This window comes from Pantoea sp. ICBG 828, assembly GCF_002928355.1.
In the GTDB taxonomy this organism is placed as follows: Bacteria; Pseudomonadota; Gammaproteobacteria; order Enterobacterales; family Enterobacteriaceae; genus Pantoea; species Pantoea dispersa.
The window spans coordinates 236,943-256,464 of the sequence record NZ_POWN01000005.1; the positions used below are offsets into that span (position 1 = coordinate 236,943).

Annotated in this window: 16 protein-coding genes and 5 pseudogenes; 3 read left to right on the forward strand and 18 right to left on the reverse strand. The window is 56.4% G+C overall.

Going from position 1 to position 19,522, the window contains the following annotated elements:
• Positions 1-13: 13 nt before the first annotated feature.
• The 17 genes and pseudogenes from tssA to C1Y43_RS14000 form a co-directional block, all read right to left on the reverse strand.
• Positions 14-1,615, reverse strand: coding sequence for a type VI secretion system protein TssA (tssA, locus tag C1Y43_RS13930; protein WP_104188583.1), 1,602 nt, complete (start codon positions 1,613-1,615; stop codon positions 14-16).
• Positions 1,612-3,300: pseudogene (locus C1Y43_RS13935) on the reverse strand (ImcF-related family protein); the annotation flags it as partial. The gene tssA and the pseudogene C1Y43_RS13935, both read right to left, overlap by 4 nt.
• Complete coding sequence (locus C1Y43_RS13940) at positions 3,290-3,772, reverse strand: DUF3304 domain-containing protein (RefSeq protein ID WP_104188585.1); 483 nt, start codon at positions 3,770-3,772, stop codon at positions 3,290-3,292. The pseudogene C1Y43_RS13935 and the gene C1Y43_RS13940, both read right to left, overlap by 11 nt.
• Positions 3,773-3,873: 101 nt before the next feature.
• Positions 3,874-4,107 (reverse strand): annotated as a pseudogene (locus C1Y43_RS13945) (hypothetical protein); the annotation flags it as partial.
• The gene (locus C1Y43_RS13950; protein ID WP_104188587.1) at positions 4,095-4,625 is read right to left on the reverse strand and encodes a DUF3304 domain-containing protein; all 531 of its coding nucleotides are present in this window, start codon (positions 4,623-4,625) and stop codon (positions 4,095-4,097) included. The pseudogene C1Y43_RS13945 and the gene C1Y43_RS13950, both read right to left, overlap by 13 nt.
• Positions 4,626-4,726: 101 nt before the next feature.
• Positions 4,727-4,913: pseudogene (locus C1Y43_RS24125) on the reverse strand (hypothetical protein); the annotation flags it as partial.
• Positions 4,901-5,431: a DUF3304 domain-containing protein gene (locus C1Y43_RS13955; protein WP_104188588.1), complete on the reverse strand. Its 531-nt coding sequence runs from the start codon at positions 5,429-5,431 to the stop codon at positions 4,901-4,903. The gene C1Y43_RS13955 and the pseudogene C1Y43_RS24125, both read right to left, overlap by 13 nt.
• A 101-nt stretch (positions 5,432-5,532) precedes the next feature.
• Positions 5,533-5,719 (reverse strand): annotated as a pseudogene (locus tag C1Y43_RS24130) (hypothetical protein); the annotation flags it as partial.
• Positions 5,720-5,758: 39 nt separating this feature from the next.
• Positions 5,759-7,453, reverse strand: a pseudogene (locus C1Y43_RS13960) (AAA family ATPase); the annotation flags it as partial.
• Positions 7,454-7,625: 172 nt separating this feature from the next.
• A complete protein-coding gene (locus C1Y43_RS13965; protein ID WP_071813636.1) occupies positions 7,626-7,907 on the reverse strand; it encodes a hypothetical protein in 282 nt (93 codons plus the stop codon).
• Between the two features lie 234 nt (positions 7,908-8,141).
• Entirely contained in the window at positions 8,142-8,633 is a 492-nt protein-coding gene (gene hcp, locus C1Y43_RS13970) for a type VI secretion system effector Hcp (protein WP_021509115.1), read from the reverse strand.
• 3 nt (positions 8,634-8,636) lie between these two features.
• The gene (locus tag C1Y43_RS13975; RefSeq protein WP_104188590.1) at positions 8,637-10,343 is read right to left on the reverse strand and encodes an OmpA family protein; all 1,707 of its coding nucleotides are present in this window, start codon (positions 10,341-10,343) and stop codon (positions 8,637-8,639) included.
• A complete protein-coding gene (gene tssL / locus C1Y43_RS13980; protein ID WP_058781797.1) occupies positions 10,340-11,029 on the reverse strand; it encodes a type VI secretion system protein TssL, short form in 690 nt (229 codons plus the stop codon). The genes C1Y43_RS13975 and tssL overlap by 4 nt, the downstream gene beginning before the upstream one ends.
• Positions 11,026-12,366, reverse strand: a complete 1,341-nt coding sequence (gene tssK, locus C1Y43_RS13985; RefSeq protein WP_104188592.1) for a type VI secretion system baseplate subunit TssK — start codon at positions 12,364-12,366, stop codon at positions 11,026-11,028. The genes tssL and tssK overlap by 4 nt, the downstream gene beginning before the upstream one ends.
• Positions 12,367-12,383: 17 nt before the next feature.
• A complete protein-coding gene (gene tssC / locus C1Y43_RS13990; RefSeq protein ID WP_058781795.1) occupies positions 12,384-13,931 on the reverse strand; it encodes a type VI secretion system contractile sheath large subunit in 1,548 nt (515 codons plus the stop codon).
• A gap of 33 nt (positions 13,932-13,964) precedes the next feature.
• A complete protein-coding gene (tssB, locus tag C1Y43_RS13995; protein ID WP_104093036.1) occupies positions 13,965-14,465 on the reverse strand; it encodes a type VI secretion system contractile sheath small subunit in 501 nt (166 codons plus the stop codon).
• Between the two features lie 861 nt (positions 14,466-15,326).
• Entirely contained in the window at positions 15,327-16,190 is an 864-nt protein-coding gene (locus C1Y43_RS14000; protein ID WP_021509109.1) for a helix-turn-helix domain-containing protein, read from the reverse strand.
• Positions 16,191-16,372: 182 nt separating this feature from the next.
• Between C1Y43_RS14000 and C1Y43_RS14005 the strand changes: the two genes are divergently transcribed.
• Positions 16,373-17,272, forward strand: coding sequence for a DMT family transporter (locus C1Y43_RS14005; protein ID WP_021509108.1), 900 nt, complete (start codon positions 16,373-16,375; stop codon positions 17,270-17,272).
• Positions 17,273-17,308: 36 nt separating this feature from the next.
• Here C1Y43_RS14005 and C1Y43_RS14010 read toward each other — a convergent pair whose 3' ends face one another.
• Positions 17,309-17,548, reverse strand: a complete 240-nt coding sequence (locus tag C1Y43_RS14010) for a hypothetical protein (RefSeq protein WP_021313687.1) — start codon at positions 17,546-17,548, stop codon at positions 17,309-17,311.
• Between the two features lie 280 nt (positions 17,549-17,828).
• On the opposite strand from C1Y43_RS14010, the gene C1Y43_RS14015 reads away from it, so the two are divergent.
• Positions 17,829-19,046, forward strand: a complete 1,218-nt coding sequence (locus tag C1Y43_RS14015; RefSeq protein WP_104188594.1) for an MFS transporter — start codon at positions 17,829-17,831, stop codon at positions 19,044-19,046.
• A 282-nt stretch (positions 19,047-19,328) separates the two neighbouring features.
• Positions 19,329-19,481, forward strand: a complete 153-nt coding sequence (locus C1Y43_RS23960) for a hypothetical protein (RefSeq protein WP_021509106.1) — start codon at positions 19,329-19,331, stop codon at positions 19,479-19,481.
• Positions 19,482-19,522: the final 41 nt, after the last annotated feature.

The following is a 19,522-nucleotide window of genomic DNA, read 5'->3' on the forward strand; positions in this document are numbered from 1 at the left end:
TATGCCTGATGTTTTAGCCGCAAAGCACCGCGCTGCTGGCCGGATCGAGCGCAATCAAACCCGCCAGAAGCTGGTCCATCTCTGGCTGTAACCGTGATTTATCAGTTTCACTGCGTGTGGCTTTCATGCGCAGCAGTCTGAGGCGGCGCGATTTCACTTCAAACAGCAGTGCCGGTGTCCACTGTGTGAGGGTGATGGACTGTGCAGCACTGTCGAGCTCTCCCAGCAGATGCAGCGCCAGTTCATTTTTGCCCTTCTGCTCGGCTACACGGGCCATCAGCAGGCGCAGCAGCCATTTGTCTTTCGCGGAATCCGCACCCGGGCGCGTCTGGAGCCAGTGGAGTGTGGCATCCAGACCGTCGGTGTCCGCTTTCTCCAGCGCTTCCGGCTCGAGAGCCAGGATATCGTTATCTGTTTCACCGGCGGCGCTGACCGGCTCATCCCGCCAGCCGGAGATGTCGTCCAGTACGCTCTGGTTTATCCAGTTCAGCGTCACTTCATCGGCAAACGGCGTACCGTCATTAAAGGCCAGGGTTTCAAGCCCGGTAAGGCGACGCAGCAATCCTTTCAGGTCGGCGGCGATGATCCCGGCAAGCACCTCCTGCCCCGATTTCATCAGCGCCTGGTGGATATACCACTGCAAATCCAGCCAGAGGTGATTAGCGCCACGCGAAAAGGCGCTGTCTGCCTGCTCCAGTATTTCGCACCAGCTCTGCTGCAGATACAGACGTTTGAGCATGGCACGCTGGTCTGCGCGAGGCGGATCTATACGGGTTTTGCCTTGTGCATCCGGGGCAGGAATGCTATGCAACGTGTCATGACGCAGACTTTTCATCAGCCGGTGTGCGGCAAGCCAGCCATCGGGTTGCTCACGCAGATATCCGGTCAGGGTGCGGGCCTGGGCCAGCAAATCCTGACCGGAGGTGATGCGGCTCAGCACTGGCGCATCTGGCTCCGTCACAGGCGTGGAGAGCTGTGACGGAGCCTTATCACCTGCGTTCTGCGGTACCACGGCATCCACACCTCCGGCCTTTATCAGGCGGGATTCCAGCGCGCTGTACAGGGCATTCAGCTCTGGCCGCGACGCTTCCGGCTCTGTGTCCAGACTGTCGCGCAGCAGCAGCAACGCACCGGCAGTGCGTAGTGCATCGTCGCGAACCACTTCCGGCCAGAGTGACAGGCTGTCCAGAACACGGGAGCCTGCGAGCCACTCCAGCGCCGGTTTACGGCTCCGCTCGCGCTGAGGATGAAGCTGCGTGCCATAGCGCTGTAGCAATCCCGCCAGCAGCTCAAGTCCTTCGGCAAAACCGGCTTCGCCGTCCTGGTGCAGGCGCGCCCAGCAGTAATAAGTTGCAACCCGGATATCTTTGGCCGCAGTGGTCAGCAGTTTTTCGGCAAGCGTACAAATCAACCCGGTATCAATGCCGGAGAGCTTATTGACCTCTTCGCGGATACGCTGAAAATCATCATCATAGCCCGGGTCCTCACCGGTCGGACTGGCGCTACTTACCGGCGCAAGCCAGGGCTGCCAGTTTTCCGTGCGTACCTGCGCCTGCCGCCGCAGCTGAGTTTCGTCAGCCTGACAGGCGGTAACCAGATTCTGCAGTGTGCTCATTCTTCGACCTCCTCCATGTCACTGTTTGCGGTGTTAGCCATCAGCGCCTGCGCGGTGGCCGCGCTGTCGACACTGAATATCTGATCCGGCAGCGTGAAACCGCGCAGATCCAGCAACGCCAGCGGACCTTTCCCGAGTTGTGAGCGCAGCACCCACTGCAAAGTGCGACCGTCCGGGGCAGTAAAGCTCATCATCCACTGGCTGCGGTCAAGCTGCTGGCGTTTGCCCTGGTCCAGCCAGCGAATAAAGCCCCAGGTTCCGGTGTAATCCCCGAACAGACGCGCACCGGCGTTGACTGAGGTCCAGGTCAGCATCGTCCCCGGCTTGTAAGTGTCACCCGGCCAGCGGAAGCTCTGCCAGTCGGCCATCTGGTTGAAGTAGTGCAGCTTTTGTCCATCAATAATCAACTGGGTTTCCACTACCTGCGGTACAGGACGCGCCTGCAGCTCAAAGCTGATGCCCTGGCTGCCATCGGTGAACAGAATGTCTGACAGCTGGCTCAGCTGATTAATCGCCCGCAGCAAGGCCGGGTTAAAGCTCAACCCCTGGCTGTTGACCTTATCCGGCACCCACTGGCTGCCCTCTTTGTGCAATACCCCGTTGAGCTCTGTCGTCAGGAAGCGCTCGATACGCCCGCTGTCCTTGCGCACAAATTCAGCCAGCATGGGTAAAGAGGCATCACTTTTGCTGGCGGCAAACGGGAAACGTCCGTCAAAGGCAGTTTGCCAGTTGGCGACAATCGAGCGGCTCCATTTATCATTCAGGCTCGCCGCCGACGGCTGAAGCACGGTCTCCCAGGCCTGAGTCAGAGGCTGGACAAACATCGTGCTGCCAAAACCACTCCACTCTTCGCCCAGGCTTGCCGAAATCAGACTGCCGTACTGCTGGGTGTCGGTCAGATCCACACTTTTGCCCTGGAACACGGTCTGCGCCAGAGTCTGCATCATCGCCTGCGGATCAGAGGCGCTGGCCACCTGCTGCAGGCGCAGACGCACGCGGGTGATGCGGGTCAGATATGTCTGCAGACTCAGTGACGTGTCCGCCGACATAACGTTGCTGCCTTTGTTTTTACCTAAAAGCTGAAGCAGCGGGCCAAAGGTGTCATCCAGCGGGCCCTGCGGCCCTGATGCAGACTGGTCAATCGCTGGCTTGTCCTGTCCACTTACGAGATCTTTAGCCGATTTGATAATTGAATCCGAAAGACTTTCGCTGTGCTGGCCGGTCTGCCCCTGCCAGGCAATGGTATTCATCAGGGCAATCAGTGGAGACTGGCGGACATCGCTCATCAGCGTCAGCTGGTCGGTAACGTCTGCGATGTTGTTCGCAGGATTAAGTCGCAGACTATTAAGGAAGCTCAGCCAGCTACCGGCAAAGTCGGTGAAGTAACGTTGCGTCAGACGTGCTTTAAGGGCCTCCGGCGACAGATCTGAGGAGACCGCTTTCCGGCTGTCACTCAGCACCCAGTCAATTTCATCCCGGCGAGAGTTGGCGGCCTTTTCGATAGCCTGCTGAATACCGCCCTCCCACGCCTGACGGGTGAACATGCCCGGTACCACTTCATCAGTGGTGAACAGGCGGCGGGCATCAGTACCGCTGGTCATGTCTTCCAGGGACACATCGGCAAAGTTACGCCGCACCGATGTGAGCATGTTTTCATACAGCGTGCTTTCGGCGTTAGCCCAGCCGGCCGGGGCTCACGCAGCTGGTGGTCACCTTCACCTCATCACAGGGCATAAAGTGCACCGTTATCCCGCAGGTTTTTTGCCCCGTATAATCCGGTACTGGTACCACCGCACTGTGCTGCTTATTCTGGGCTTTTATTTTTTGGGCCCAGGATAAAAATTTTTGTTCATCGGCATAACCCGGAAAATCCATTGAGTATCCCACTCCTGTTTCCCAGTCGATTTTGACCGTCATACCCGGTCGCCAATTCGCCGGCACGCCATAGCAGCACCCCCCGCCGCCGCCCTGATACGGACCGATAATGTCAATTCCCGACTGACCGTCGACACTGAAATGGTTGATCGCCCATTTGGTGTGGTTGATGGCGACAATAATCCCACCGCCGCCGCTCCGGGTTTTGGCTTTCGCCACCGGCTGGCTACAGCCCGCCAGCAGCAGGGCGCCCAGTACCACGAGGTAATGTTGTATTTTCATTTTGCATTCCTTTGATGAAGAAACGGATGACGTCCGTCTTGCTCAGCCATGACTTTTCGGGATGGCATGGCTGAGCATTACTGAATAGGGATAAAGGTCAGGTCGTGATTAAGGTTATTGCCGGTGCCGTCAAAAAACAGGCTGATGTGTAAAGTTTTACAGCAGGGAGGCTCCGCGCGCCGTCTGGCGGCCAGGCACGGTTTCTGCCGCCAGGTCAGTTCATCGCTGTCCTGCAGCGCGCAGTTTGCACCAACCAGCGCAGCCCTGGTGGGTAGACGCCCCTGAGCCGGAAATGCCGGCGGGAACCACGCCAGATCGGTGATTATTTTGGACATACTTTTGGCTCCGGCATCTTAAGGGGCTCTTTGATCGGATGTTCCGGATGGCCATAGTTGGCGCAACTGGTCGTCACTCTCACCTCATCACAGGGCAGAAAATGCAGCGTTATCCCGCAGATTTCTTGTCCCGTATAGTCCGGAACCGGTACCACCGCGCTGTGCTGCTTATTCTGGGCCTGCATATCTTTTTTCCATTTTTTGAACTTCTCTCTATCTGCAAAGCCGGGAAAACCTTTTGAGCCGCCCACCCCCGTTTCCCAGTCGACTTTCACCGTCATACCCGGTCGCCATTTCGCCGGCACGCCATAGCAGCACCCCCCGCCGCCGCCCTGGTACGGACCAATAGCATCGATGCCAGACTGACCGTCGAAGCTGAAATGGTTGATTGCCCATCTGGTGTGGTTAATTGCCTCTATGGTTCCGCCGCCCCCCCGGCTTTCCGCGTTCGCCGCAGGCTGACTACAGCCCGCCAGCAGCAGGGCCCCCAGTACCACGAGGTAATGTCGTGTTTTCATTTTGCATTCCTTTGATGAAGAAACGGATGACGTGCGTCTTGCTCAGCCATGACTTTTCGGGATGGCATGGCTGAGCATTACTGAAGGGGAATAAAAGCCAGATCGTGATTAAGGTTATTGCCGGTGCTGTCGAAAAACAGACTGATATGCCCAGTCCTGCCGCCAGGTAAGCTCGTAGCTGTCCTGCTGCGCGCAGTTTGCGCCAACCAGCGCAGCCCTGGTGGGGAAACGCCCCTGAGCCGGAAACGCCGGCGGGAACCATGCCAGATCGGTAATTATTTTGGACATACTTTCGGTTCCGGCATCTTAAGGGGCTCTTTGATCGGATGTTCCGGATGGCCATAGTTGGCACAACTGGTCGTCACTTTCACCTCATCACAGGGCAGAAAATGCACGGTTATCCCGCAGGTTTCCTGCCCCGTATAGTCCGGCACTGGGACAACCTTGCTATGCTGGCGATTATTTGCACTCATTTTTTTTTCCCAAGCCCGATACTTAGCTGTATCCGCAAACCCAGGAAAACCTTTCATTGAGGCTTCTCCACTTTCCCAGTCAACCTTAACCCTCATACCCGGTCGCCATTTCGCCGGCACGCCATAGCAGCACCCCCCGCCGCCGCCCTGATACGGACCAATAGCATCGATGCCAGACTGACCGTCGACGCTGAAATGGTTGATAGCCCATCTGGTGTGATTGATTGCCTCTATGGTTCCGCCGCCCCCCCGGCTTTCCGCGTTCGCCGCAGGCTGACTACAGCCCGCCAGCAGCAGGGCACCCAGTACCACGAGGTAATGTCGTATTTTCATTTTGCATTCCTTTGATGAAGAAACGGATGACGTGCGTCTTGCTCAGCCATGACTTTTCGGGATGGCATGGCTGAGCATTACTGAAGAGGAATAAAAACCAGATCGTGATTAAGGTTATTGCCGCTGCCGTCGAAGAACAGGCTGATATGCACAGTCCTGCCGCCAGGTAAGCTCGTGGCTGTCCTGCTGCGCGCAGTTTGTGACAACCAGCGCTGCCCTGGTGGGTAAACGCCCCTGAGCCGGAAACGCCGGCGGGAACCATGCCAGATCGGTAATTATTTTGGACATACTTTCGGCTCCGGCATCTTAAGGGGCTCGTTGATTGGGTAGTCCGGCCAGCGGCACGCCGGTCCAGTCGGCAATTACATTCGCGACGGTGCGGGTGTCCACATCCACCTGAACCAGCACATCGCCCTGCTGCGCCTGTTCGAGCCGCTGTTGCAGGTCGGAAATCTCAGCCTGCTGGCTGATGTCCTGGCGGCTGGCCGTCAGTTGCTGTGCCAGCGCCTTTTCGTGGCTGAAACGTGCTTCCTGCTCTTCGATGCGCGTCTCCAGTTCAGTCCGCTGTTGCTCAATGGCACCCAGGCGGTCGCCATGGCGGTTGCTGCCGGCGGCGATATCTTCCCGCAGCGCCTGCGCTTCCAGTGCCAGCGCGGTCAGTTGCGCTTTCAGGCGCACAATTTGTTCTGGCACGGTATCAAGACTCATCCGCACACGTGCGGCGGCGGTATCCAGCAAATCAACCGCCTTGTCCGGCAGCTGGCGGCCAGTCAGATAGCGGCGGGACAGCGTGACGGCTGCGCGCACTGCATCATCAGTGATATGCACGTTGTGGTGTTCGGCGTAGCGGGCTTTCAGGCCGCGCAGCATCAGGCAGGCGGTCTCGTCGTCCGGCTCGTCCACTTTCACCATCTGGAAGCGACGTTCCAGTGCAGCATCGCGTTCGAAGTATTGCTTGTATTCAGACCAGGTGGTGGCGGCGATGGTGCGCAGTTCGCCACGCGCCAGTGCCGGTTTCAGCAGGTTGGCGGCATCCGCACCGCCGGCCTGGTTGCCGGCGCCAATGATGGTGTGCGCTTCATCGATAAACAGCAGATTCGGTACCGGGGACTGCTGCACCGCATCAATGACGTTTTTCAGGCGCTGTTCGAATTCGCCCTTCACGCCTGCGCCCGCCTGCAACAGGCCGAGGTCGAGGGTGCGCAGAATAACCGGCTTCAGGCTTTCCGGAACGTTGCCTTCAGCGATACGTAAAGCCAGGCCTTCCACCAGCGCGGTTTTGCCGACGCCCGGTTCGCCGACCAGAATCGGGTTGTTCTTGCGGCGACGCGAGAGAATATCCACCATCTGGCGGATCTCCGTATCGCGACCAAACACCGGGTCGATTTTGCCTTCTCTGGCTTTGGCAGTAACGTCGAGCGTGAATTTATCAAGTGCGTTCTGCAGCGCCGGATTGAGTTCGCCTTCCTTCATGGCCGCGCCGACCGGGCGCCCGACAAACTCCACCTCACCAGCATGACTCTGCGCAAGTTCCGCTGCCTGCTGCCGTTCCGGACGTTCGTCCGACTGCCCATCAAGCAGCGGACGCAGACGCTCCAGCTGACTGTGGCCCAGCGTCAGCAGCGGCCACAGCCCGTCGCAGCGCACCAGTTTCTGTTTATCAACCAGCGCCATCAGCAGATGGACGCTGCGGATCTGTTCCTCACCGTTGAGAGAAGCAATCAGCCAGGCTTCCTGCATCAGCGTCTGAAGAGTGTCAGACAATTGCGGACGCTGACGGACTGAACGCGGCAGTTTATCCAGCCAGGCAAGCAAATCCTGCCATAGCATATCCATATCCCACTCATAGCGGCGTGCCAGCACCGTCAGGTCACCTTCCCCCTGTTCGAGCAGCTTCAGCAGCCAGTGCTCCGGCAAAATTTCCGCATGGGCGCGGGTCTGACACAGGGAGGCGGCCCCTTCCATCGCGCGAGCACAGTAAGGGTTAAGGCGACGTAATAAGGTTGATGAGTGATGCTCCATAAAGACTTTCTCCATTCTGACGCGCACTATCGGGTTTTACCGTATGGGAACTATCGGTTTCAGATATCCCCAACCGGAAGATCCTCACTGCACACAATTAATGCCCTTTCAGGCAGGGTTACAGCATCTGAAACGCGACGATTCAATGGGGTATTTTTGATTTGGGCGGGGTCTAATAATGGCCGCCAATTTCCAGGATCGTTATGGACATTCCTACCACCGAGAATAAAACCCTGTGCTGCTGTGTAAGCCGGACAGAACAGAGGTTACTGTTGCCCTTCAACAGTTCATAATTCATATCTCCGGCAAGTCTTGCAGCATCTGACGGAGAACGGCCGGTTAGAATATATCTACGCCAGTCGTGATATTTCCGCATTCCGGCAGACGGCACACTGATTGATTTTCCTTTTTCCCAGCGCTGCCTGGCAGCTGAATCATCAAAAGTATATGGCATAGTTTTCTCCTTTTATGTCTCAGAAATAAGCCTGATTCATTCAGGCACGCTACCGCCCATCGCTTTTCCTTTTAGTAAGGAACCCTAAGCGCATTAGGTCAGATTTTTGGATGTTAACTTTTACACTGTCCCCTCAGCACAAAGGGGCCTTGCAAAAAGCTGCGGACAGGTTTCCCCATCCGCATCATGCGTTACTCTAAATAACACCCCTGCAGCACCTGGCTCGGCAGGTCATTACGCGGTGGCACGTTCGTTCCAGCTATCGGAATGAATGATGTTTCCATCTTTGTAGGTCCAGGTGATTTTTTCGTAACGCAGTTCAAGCTGTTCGAGGTGATTGTGCTTTTCGTAAGAAGGATTCTTAACGTCATGCATCAATGGATTTACTTTCACCACCTTCACATTCTCGAGTCTGGTGTTGAAGTATTCGACTTCCTGACCGGCGTCATTGATTTTGTACCACTTGAACTCTGCTGATTTCAGGGTCTGGCCGGTGGTCACTGCCTTGTACAGATACGGACTGGACGAGTCGATTTCCTTGGTGAACATAAACGGCGTGTGGATACGGGTGCCGGTCAGTTTGCCCGTGTTGTTGTCGGTCGGAATGTAGATATTGTGATCCTGAGCGACAACTTCGATGCTGCCTTCACGGTCCTTAACGTCTACGGAACCTTTGATGTCCGCACCGCCGTCGTCTTTCAGCCACAGATAAACAGGGATTGCCATGGATTACTCTCCGTTGTGTTGTGATACGTCATCATCCTGCGATGACGTCTGGGGGTTGCCCGGTATCTGGCAGGCATCAGCCTGCGGTACCAGACTGATTTCGACGCGACGGTTAAGCGCACGCCCATCCGTCGTGTCATTGGTTGCGATTGGGCGGCTTTCGCCATAACCCTGCACCGCAAAACAGCTTTCCGGTACATCACCGGTGTCACGCATCCAGTCGCGTACCGCTTCGGCACGTTTCAGAGAGAGCGTCTGGTTCAGTTGCGGGTTACCGGTGTTATCGGTGTGGCCGGCGACCACAATCAGCCAGCCCGGCTTCGCTTTGATGCCGACCAGTGAGTTCACCAGCATTTTGGTGGACCCGGCTTTCAGCGTGGATTTGCCGGAATCGAACAGCGACATGCTGTCGAGGCGAACAATTTTCGGCACCGGTTTCGGCTGCGGTTTTGGCGGCGGTGGCGGGGGCACATACGAACGGATCGCATCCAGCACAGGCATTCGCAGACGCTCGCCCTGATACAGACCAAGGCCCATCCGCATCGGTACGCCATTGCGCGCCTGGTCATCCAACCCGGCCGCATCGTCACGCAGAACGGCAACGGCGTCGGCTTTGGGTGCGAAATCCTGCATCGGGATGCGTTCATAACGGGCAATATCGAAGCTGACACGCTGCAGCAACTGGCGATTGTTCCAGCCACTGCTGAGCAGTGCAGCCATGGCCGCCAGCGTGAAAATCGCGAGCGCATAACGGAAGGCTTGCCCACGCGGCGTCAGGCCGCGTCCTTCCGGCAGCAGCGGCAGGATAAAATCCGGCAACGCGGCAATAACCGTACTGTCCGTTCCCACCGGCTGCCAGCCCGCTACCTGTTGCATCGCAGTATGACGGGACAGCCATGCCGTCCAGACCGAGGTGGCCAGACTTCCGGCCAGGATCGGTCCCAATCCCCACAGCACCGCAACCGGTGCAATGACCGGAACATCCGGGCTCTCATCGATAAAGACAGCTTCAACGTGCTGATGGAACCAGCTCATCAGGCTGTTCATCAGCACCTGTTGCTGCATCGCAGGCGCGCCACCGGTGGTGACCCATGCAGCGACTGAGCCCGGCGTTGAAGACGCACGCCAGACCCTCACCCCTTCCCCAGGGATAGCCGCTTGCCAGAGCAGATCATTGGTCATCGCACTGCCAACCTGACCATTCAGAACCAGCGGCACAGAATGCCCGGTTTCTTTACGCAGCTGGCTGATTTGCCAACGCAGCGCCAGCAGACGACGGGTAAGCCGCTCGCTGTCGGCGTGTTTTTGCGGACAGACGCTGACCATCACCGACAGCTGTCGGCCCCAGTCAGGACGCAACCCCAGTATCTGACGGGCAACCTGTTGCAGATCCTGATGTTCCTCCACGCGGATCCAGCATCCCTGTGTCACAGTAAGCACCGGTGACTGCTGCATACATGCCAGCGGCAGATCGCCACAGACCAGCACCACAGGCTGACGGTAAGTGGCTTCCGGGAGGTCATCCAGATTTAGGGCGACGTCATGCTCCGCACGACGCCTGGCGACAATCCACAACGCCAGGATAAGCCCCAGCACCGCAAGCAGAAAGAGCACCGAAACCAGTCGCGATACCGGCACGAAACTCAGGCAAACCACGGCACTCAGCAGGGCGGCCCACAGCGCAAGCCCGCGCTGCTGTGCAGGACTCATTTCACGGCTCCCGGCAGCAGGGTCACCAGCATCTGATCCAGCCAGTGGCTCAGTCCCCACCACAGCGCAGCCACCAGCACCACGCTCAGGCCAATACGCACGGGCCATGACGCCAGCCAGCCGCCCATTTCTCGTCCGGTACGGCTTTCCGCCAGAACCGGATGGGTTGGTGGATAGCTGAACGGCGTGACATGTTCACTGAGCGCGTTGATAAGCTTCTGGCGCTCCGGATCGTTCAGAGAGCGGAAACTGCCGAGGAACCCCAGCATCATGACCCGCTGAAAGCAGGTCATGACAGCCTGGTCAGGCGCTGGTTCACGCAGCACATCACGCATGCGATCGCACAGCGTATCACCGGCATCCATGGTGCCGAGGAAGTGCCCCTGCAGGGGAATGTCATACCACTGCACGCAGGCGTCATCCTCCACACCACGACCTTTGACCGCCTCATCAAGCAGCGCACACTGTGCGGTGAGAATATGCTGACAGCTGACTTCATCGAGTTCGCTCGCTTTCAGCTCACGCTGCACACGTTCAACATCGGCAATGCAACGCTCCCACAACGTGCGCCCTTCTCCATCCTGAAACGTCGGACCGTGACGCAGGCTGATGACCTGCAGCCAGGTATCCTGCAGCAGAGCATCAATATCAATGGGCGCAGCAGTACTGCGTTTAGGCTCACTCATGTTCTCAGTACCGCAAAAAGTTCAAGTTCAGGCTCGCCGAGCATGCCCGGAACGTAAAACATACAGGTGCCGCTCTGAAGCATTTCACTGGCCAGGGGATGCGAGACATCAAGGCTGAAATACTGGTTTTCCAGACGCAGCGGAATGGCTGCCGGCACATGGCGCAGTGGCGTCAGTGGCACGCCCACCCGTGAGGAATTGACGATACTCCTGACATGATCGGGACTGCCGATCTTGCACTGGCGCGGGAACTGCTCCTGCAGTTGTGCCACCGGCATCGGTGAACGCACGGAAAGGTAGTAATCCGCCCCTTCGCGCAGACGGGAGTCATGCAGACGGGCCTGCCAGACGTGTAGCCGGGCATCGTGCTCAAGCTCAATCGCCACCACCCGCGACGGCAGGCTGGCTTCCAGCAGATCGCCCAGTAAGTCGAACAGCGGCGGGAAGACGCTATTCAGCTGTTCATGCTGCCAGACCGGAATAGCACTCACCTGATGTTCCAGCGAGAAAGTCAGCAGGCTGCCCGCAAGCCGCGCCAGTTCCGGGTACAAACGCTCCGGTGGACTTTGCAGGTTACGCTGAAACTGGCCGAGCACCGGTTCTGCGCTGTTCAGGGCATTGAGCAGCCAGAATAACGACACATCAGCCACGGCAAAGTCGGCCATGCGCTCGTTACTTTCACGTCGCATGGCCATCAGTCGACCCAGACGGGCACGCAGTTGCGTCATCAATTGTTCCAGCTGGGTTACCAGCCAGCGGCTGCCCTGCAGAGCCAGCAGTGGCGGAAGCCAGGTTTCATCGAGTGCCCAGCTGCCCTGGGAATCCTGCTGCAGACGGGCGACCGGACAGGTCAGATAATCACTGTTGTTCTGATGGGCAAAACGCAGCGTCAGCTCTGGCTGCATCACTGCAATCTGCCGGGTATCATCGCCAAAGGTGTTGCGGACATCCCGCCAGCGCTGGCGATAACGCACAGGGCGCTCGGCCACCTCATCGGGTTTAAGGCAGTTGCCGCCATTTGCCCGCAGCAGCGGAAGCGCCAGCACCACTACCACGTCCTGTGATTCGCCCTCAAGCATCAGCACCGGCGGCAGGTCATCGGCGTTATCGGTGTCGATAAGCGTGCCATCGGGGAAACGGATGTGCAGATGACGGGCCTGCAGGCGGCCCAGCTTCAGTGCATCAGGTTCGAACGTGGCTGCAATCATCCCCCAGGGATGGGAGAGGCCCAGCCGGGCGATGCATTCCGCAGACCAGGCCGCATAGGCGACCTGTTGCTGGAAGTGCTGGGGAGAGACCATAACGCCCCTGCCCCATAACGGTTGTTCCGTTTTCATTGGCTTCCTGCCTTCGCTTACGATTTCGCCTTCGGCATCTGGGAAACCAGTGACAGGTTGACGTCCATGCCCTCCACCTGGAAGTGTGGGATGGCGTACAGCCTGACGCGGAAGAAGCCCGGGTTGTCGTCGATATCTTCCACTACCACCTTCGCGTCGCGCAGCGGGTGAGAAGCCTGCAGCTCATCGCCCGGATCGGTCATTTCGGTCACCAGACCGCGCACCCAGGTGTTTAACTCCAGTTCCAGCAGACGCCGATCCTTGGTGGTGCCGATGTTTTCACGCTGAATCAGCTTCAGATAATGCGCGATACGCGACAGCAGGAAGATATACGGCAGACGGGCGTTAATGCGGCTGTTGGCGGTGGCATCCGCAGTGTCATACAGCGCAGGTTTCTGGGTGGAGTTGGCTGAGAAGAAGCAGCTGTAGTCGCGGTTTTTGTAGTAGGACAGCGGAATGAAACCGAGATTGGCGAACTCGAATTCGCGGGTTTCCGGGATCATTACCTCACTCGGGATCTTCACCTGATTACCGGTGCCCAAATCGTACAGATGAATCGGCAGATCCTGCACCGCACCACCGGCCTGTGGACCACGGATTTGCACGCACCAGCCATTGTTAATGAAGCTGCGCACCATGTTGGATGCGAAGGCAAACGAGGCGTTGGTCCACAGATATTTGTCGTGATCCGGACCTTTGACTTCTTCAACGTAGTTGAAACTGCGCACCGGAACGGTATCCGGGCCATACGGCAGGCGACCCAGTACGCGCGGCATCACCAGACCGATGTAGCGCGAATCGTCCGTCTCGCGGAAGGATTTCCACTTGATGTATTCAGCGCGGTCAAAATAGTTACCGATATCTTTGATGGCCGCCACGTCTTCCATTGAATCCTTGAGGAAGAATTGCGGGCCGGCAGAGCCGATAAACGGCATATGCGCCGCAGCAGACACTTTTGAAATATTGCGCAGCAGGGCAACATCCTGCGCAGACGCATCAAACTCATAAGCGGAAATCAGCGCCGCAATCGGCTCGCCGCCTGGTGTGTCATACTCATCAATGTAGGTGTGTTTATACAGGCCGCTCTGGATAATTTCCGGGCTGTCTTCAAAGTCCTGACGCAGGTCTTCTTTTGACATATCCAGCAGTTCGACTTTCACGTTCTGGCGGAAATCGGTTTTGTCGACAAGGGATTTCACACCGCGCCACAGGCTCTCCACTGCCTGGAACTCTTCGCTGTGCATGACCGCATCCAGCTGACGACTGATCTGGTGATCCAGCGCGGCGATATGATGGTCAATCAGGTTTTTGTCGAGTTTTTCAACTTTTGCGCCTGATTTTTTCAGGCACTCCAGAAATACCTGCATGCCGGCGGTTAAACGCTCATCCGCCGTTGCATCCGACATCGCCTGCGCATCCTGCCAGATATCCAGCGCGCTCAGTTCAGAAACCGGGTTGAGATTGATCTTTTCAAACAGGGTGGCATAAACCCCACCGGCTGCCGGACGCTCCAGCACCACGCTCTCGCCACCCGTCGCATTCTCATTATTTACAGACATCAGCATCTTCCTTATTAATCCGTTAAATCATCGTGATGGTTATGGCTGTTTTGGTGCCAGGGTTGAGAGCTCAGCGCGCAGTTCTGCGCTTAACGCCGGGTCCAGCAGAATTTTTTCCAGCTCTTTTCGGAAGGCCTGGTTATCCAGCAGGTTGGCTTTTAAATCACGCAGTAAATTACGCATGGAAAGCATGGCCTTCAGCTGAGGTATTTGCCGGGAGACCTGTTCCGGAGAGAAATCTTTCATGCTCTGGAAAGTCAGACTGATGCTGTCTTCGCTGCCGTCATCGGCCAGCGTATTTTTAACGGCAACCGTGACTTTGGGCGAATATTCGGAAAGCACTGCGTCAAAATTATTTTTATTCAGATTAACTTTGGCTCGCTCTGATAATGGTGCGGACGCCTGACCATGACTGAAGTCGCCCGCCACCAATAATTTCAGCGGAAGCTCGGTTTTCTTGCTTGCGCCTCCGGTATGCAGGTCAAGTTTTAAGTTAATACGTGCCTTGGGGATTTCGGACTGAAAGGAAGAGTTAGACATGGCTGTCCCTGTTCTATTGAATGATAGAAACGGTCAATGCCAGTGAGAAATTAGTAAGAAAGGCAAACCCAGCCAGAACAACGTCCCGGTTCACGTCCTCCGACGGGAATAAAAACTCCGGAATTAAAAGCGAGTGCATTCCATTCACCAGCATATCGACACTATTTTTTAGGCATTTGTCTGAAATGAAAAATTTCGGATAAAACCCAATAGCCGCAGTGTAAGAACGTTCCCTGTCTGACCGGAAACGGAAAAATGTAAAAAAATATTACAAATCCCGATTTTAACATCTCCAGATCATCTTCATGATTAATAAGAATTTTCTTGCATTACCCCTTCAGGCCCTGTGGGATAAGGACATGCAACGAGAGATCAATTTGGCTTAGGGCGTGATTCTGTTCAAAATGCCATCAATCAAGAGAAATATCTGATTTTGTACTTTGTTCAAAAATGAGAGGCCGGACGTGACTGAGCATGTGAAAAACAGACCACTTTTTCAAATTCCAACATTTCTTTTCGTTCAAATAAACGGGGTTTAATTATTTTCGTCAGATGAAATGACATAAAAAGATAAAATTTTCGGATAGCAGCAGCGTGCATTTTTATACAGGACGATAATGTGATGCTGTTAAACCTCCCTGTTAAAAAGATCGACGCAAGCCTTGTACTACATCATTCCCAGGTATTTGAGCGAATATCCATCTGCGGGACAATGTTGGTACTATCCTGAGTATTAAGTGCTGTATTTCACCAGGCAACACCTGACTGGTTTAAGCAGGCACATAGGGATGTGCAGCCGCATTTACCCGCTGTAGCGTAATCAGTAATGCAATTCTCGCAAAATTCAATGCAACTGCCCCGTCAGCGCTGACGCCATGCCGAGGGTGCCATGCCGTGCAGCTGACGGAAGCGGTTGCTGAAATGGCTGGAGGAGTGGAAACCGCAGCGCAGGGCAATCTCGGTGAGCGACAGCGCGCTGAATTGCAGCAGTTGCTGCGCGGCTTCCATACGGCGGCGCATCACATACTGGTGCGGCGCTTCGCCGGTGCTGCTGCGGAACATACGTGCAAAATGGTATTCGCTGAGCGCCGCCTCTGCCGCCAGTTGGGCCAGCGTTAACGGCTGATCCAGCTGCGTATCGATCAGCGCCAGCACGCGGCGCAATACCACCGGTGCCAGTCCGCCGCGCACCTGCGGCAGCTGCCACTGTACCTGACTGTAGCGCTGCAGCAGATGGGTCATCAGCAGTGTTGAGGCGCTGCTCAGCATCAGCTGGTTAGCCGGCTGCTGCCAGTCGGAGCTCAGCAGAAAATGGCGATACAGCTGGGTGATGCGATCATCGTCGGCAAAAATCTTCTCATGCAGGTTAAGCTGCGCCGGGCTGCGATCCCACACCTGCTCACCGAGGTGACGCAAATGCGCATCGGTGCAATAAAGGTGCACGAAGGATAAATCCGCGCGCAGATCCCAGGTCGACTCGGTGCCAGACGGCATCAGGCAAAAGCGATCCGGCGCGCCGCCGTTGCGCCAGCCGTGCGGTGTTTTGTGCCAGGTGTCGTAACCATCGGCAACGTACAGGCTAAGCGTATGGTGATCGCTGAGGTTGGTCACGCGATCGCCACTGTTGAACCATGCCGCCAGCCGAATGCCGCCGCTCAGCTGCACGCTATCGCGCAGCTGCGCTTTGTGACGCTGAAGCATAGTAAACGTCTGATATTCCGGCATGGTCTGACATCGCTCTCTGGGTTGATGTCCTGTAGTTTACGCAACTGACCGGACAGAAAACAGGCCAATGCCGGACCAGGCGGGAAAAAGCGCAAGAATTTGCAAGTGCTGCGCAAAGTCATGCAAGCCGCGCTCCTGTCGCTCAGGCACACTGCGAGCCTGATTCCGCCGGAGAGTTTCTGATGAACCTGATGTTATACCTCGCGGTGGTGCTGATTTGGGGCACCACCTGGATTGCGATTTTTCTGCAGCAGCAGGCCGCCGATACGCCGGTACTGGTGGCGGTATTCTGGCGCTTCCTGTTCGCCTCGTTGACCATGCTGGTGCTTCTCCGGCTGTTGAAACGTCTGCGTACGCTGGATGCGCGTGACCACCTGTTTTGTCTGTTACAGGGCGGCTGCGTATTCGGTTTTAATTTTGTCTGCTTTTACCATGCGGCAGCGATGATCAGCACCGGACTGGAGTCGGTGATTTTTTCGATGGCGGTGCTGTATAACGCGCTCAACAGCTGGATTTTTTTCCGCCAGCGCCCGCCTTTCCGCCTGCTGCCCGCCGCCGCGCTGGGCCTCGGCGGGATTGTTGCGTTGTTCTGGCAGGATATTCAGTCAGCCCATGTTGCGCCGCAGCTGCTGTGGGGCGTGGGACTGAGCGCGCTGGGCACGCTCGGTTTCTCCTTTGGCAATATGATTTCTACCCGCCATCAGCGTCGTCAGCGCGACGTGCTGACCACCAACAGCTACGCCATGCTGTACGGTGCGCTGATCATGGCCGTGCTGGCGCTGGTGAATGGCGACGCGCTGGCACCGGCACTCAATCTGCAGTGGCTGGGGGCAATGAGTTATCTGGCTTTGTTTGGCTCGGTGCTGGGCTTTGGTGCCTACTTCACGCTGGTGGGGCGCATCGGTGCCAGTCAGGCGGCTTACAGCACCCTGCTGTTTCCGCTGGTGGCACTGACGCTTTCGACGCTGTATGAAGGCTATCAGTGGCATAGCAATGCTATCGTCGGGCTGGTGATGATTCTGGCAGGGAATATGGTGATGTTCGTGCGCTGGCCGGCTCATCGCCGGTTACGTCTGGCCTGAAGCAAGAGCGGGCTTGACGCCCGCTCTGTCACTCCTCTAGCGCCAGCCCCCGACGCCGATGTTGAGCTGGTGAGGTTGGTTAATGGCTTTTCTGGCAATCCAGTAAAGCAGAACGCGTTCATCATCTCTGTCGCGGTCGGCCATCGCCAGTAATTTCAGCGACAGGGTGGACCTGGTCACAGGCTGCTGTTCATCGCTTAACTCGATCACCGCCTGACCGATGATGCAGCAAACCTCATCCCCGCTGGATACGGATTCATATGCCCGGTCTTTCATATTTCCTCCTGTTGAATGAACTATAAGCCTGGCAAAGTTCCTGCGTTTTGCCGCGCAGATGCTGCGCTTAAAACACCCTGTTACACATGCTCACCTGTCGCAACGTCTGTTCATGTGACGACATCCGCGCTGCGCTTAAGCAAAGGCGCAATGCCATTCATACCGGTTTCACAGCATTTCATTCCGTCTCCCGCTCCGTTCACGCCCGTCCGCGCCACCCGCGTACGCGTGAGGCTTATTATCGCTGCAGATTCCGTATTCCCGGATGGAAGAGAGAAAAATGACAACAGCCGTTACCCCTAATCATCAGCGTGTCCGTATCCTTACCCTCGCAGGCACCATCATTACCCAGTTCGCGCTCGGCTCGGTTTATACCTGGAGCCTGTTTAATGGCCAGCTGGCACAGAAACTGGATGCGCCGGTCAGCCAGGTGGCTTTTTCCTTTGGTCTGCTCAGTCTCGGTCTGGCGATTGCCTCCTCGCTGGCCGGCAAGCTGCAGGAGCGCTTTGGCGTGCGCAACGTCACTATCGGTGCAGGCATTCTGATGGCGATTGGCTTCTGGCTGACCGCCCATGCTGACAACCTGATGATGCTGTACCTGAGCGCCGGCATTCTGGTTGGACTGGCCGATGGCGCGGGTTATCTGATGACGCTCTCTAACTGCGTGAAGTGGTTTCCGGAGCGCAAAGGGCTGATTTCGGCCTGTTCGATCGGCGCTTACGGCCTCGGCAGTCTAGGCTTTAAATTTATCTGTGGCGCGCTGCTTAGCACTCAGGGGCTGGAAAATACCTTTGTGATTTGGGGTGTGCTGGCGATGACGATGATTATTGCCGGGGCCCTGATGATGCGCGATGCGCCGCTACAGCAGGCCGGTTCACGTCAGCAGCAGGCCACACAGGAGTTCACGCTGGCGCAGTCGGTGCGCCTGCCGCAGTACTGGATACTGGCACTGATGTTCCTGACGGCCTGCATGAGCGGTCTGTATGTGATTGGCGTAGCGAAGGATATTGGTGAAGGCCTGGTGCACCTGAGTACGCAAACGGCGGCCAATGCGGTGACGGTAATTGCCATTGCCAACCTGAGCGGACGACTGATTCTCGGCGTGCTGTCGGACAAAATGGCGCGCATCCGGGTCATTTCGCTGGCACAGCTGGTTTCGCTGAGCGGCATGAGCATCCTGCTGTTCACCCACATGAATGAAATCACCTTCTTCCTGTCGCTGGCCTGCGTGGCGTTCAGCTTTGGCGGCACCATCACCGTCTTTCCGTCACTGGTCAGCGATTTCTTCGGCCTTAACAACCTGACCAAAAACTACGGCCTGATCTATCTCGGCTTCGGCATCGGTAGCGTACTTGGCTCGCTGGTGGCTTCGGTGTTCGGCGGCTTCACCGTGACCTTCAGTCTGATTATGACGCTGCTGGTGATCTCGCTGGTGCTGTCGCTCAGTATCCGTCTGCCAAATCGTCAAAACCTGGTCGCGCCGGTACTGCATAATTAATTCACCCACCCTGCCGTGTAAATGCACGGCAGGCTTTTTACTGATAACCACAGAATTGATCACGCGTTGAGACTGACTGTTATTTAACCTTGCATTTCAGAGTAATCGGGTTATTATCAGGCGCTATTCAGCTTATTCCGATTGGTTTATTTCCCGCTCTGTCACTTTTAGCTTTTAATTGACATATCTGGTAATAATTACGGAAATAACTCTACATTCACTGCATCTTCACTCCACTTTTCCCGGTTAATCTGGCCTCATTGGAAAAGAGGAGGACTCTCCATGAAGAAGTTAATAAAAGTCGCTTCGGTGGTGGCGATGATGACCATGCTAAGCGGGTGTATTATCGAGCATGACCATGGACGCGGTCCCGGCTGGGGCCACGGGCACGGCGGCGGCTGGCATCACGGCCATGGCGGCTATCGTCACTGGTAATTGGGCAAAGCACACACAGCACATAATAAAAAATGAATAAA